The 674-nt window shown below is 64.2% G+C and carries 1 pseudogene; it reads left to right on the top strand.

Annotation, left to right across the window (positions count from 1 at the left end):
* Positions 1-196: 196 nt before the first annotated feature.
* Positions 197-674: pseudogene (locus MFF34_RS27855) on the top strand (flagellar hook-length control protein FliK); the annotation flags it as partial.

The following is a 674-nucleotide window of genomic DNA, read 5'->3' as shown; positions in this document are numbered from 1 at the left end:
CCAGGCCCGCGGCTTGGAGGTGAAGGGTCACGGTTTCGCCTTATCTGTGTAGGGTTCAAGACCAGTCGCCGATCTTGAACCCAGTGTCTCAAGTCGCCCCCCTCCCTGCCGTTACAGTGGCAGTGGCGGACGGGCGGCATTATTACATGCACGGCCTCGCTGCCAAGAGGGCGGGTTCGACAGGTTGTATACAATCATGACTGAAATCAATAGTCTCGGCGCACAAACCGCGATCAGCGCCCAGGCCATCAAGGCGGGCATGACCGGCGAACTGCTGCGCCTCACGCAAGCACAACCCGGCTTGCTGGCCCCGGGCGAAACGGCGCAGGCCGAGGTGTTGTCGATGCGTCAGCTGGGCCGGGAATTCCAGCTCGTGCTGCGGCTGATGCAGGCCAACGGTGCCCAGACCCAACTGCAAGCCAGCGCCAGCCAGCCCTTGCCCCCGGGCAGCCAGGTCACGGTCAGTCAAACCGAAGGCAATCGCCTGGCCATCCTGTTGCAACAGGCTAGCACCAGCAACATCGCCACCCTCACCCGCCTGGACACGGCCAAGGTACCGGTCGGCACCCTGCTGCAAGGCAAGGTCCTGACCAACCAGCCCATCCTTCAAGCGCAGGGCCAGGCCGCCGGTTACCGTTCGCTGGTCAGCCTGCTCAACAGTGCCCAGGCCGGCG

It is taken from the genome of Pseudomonas sp. PAGU 2196, from assembly GCF_022179005.1.
Lineage (GTDB): Bacteria > Pseudomonadota > Gammaproteobacteria > Pseudomonadales > Pseudomonadaceae > Aquipseudomonas > Aquipseudomonas kermanshahensis.
Note: the sequence above shows the minus strand (reverse complement) of the source record. Positions and strands in the feature narration are given on the sequence as shown.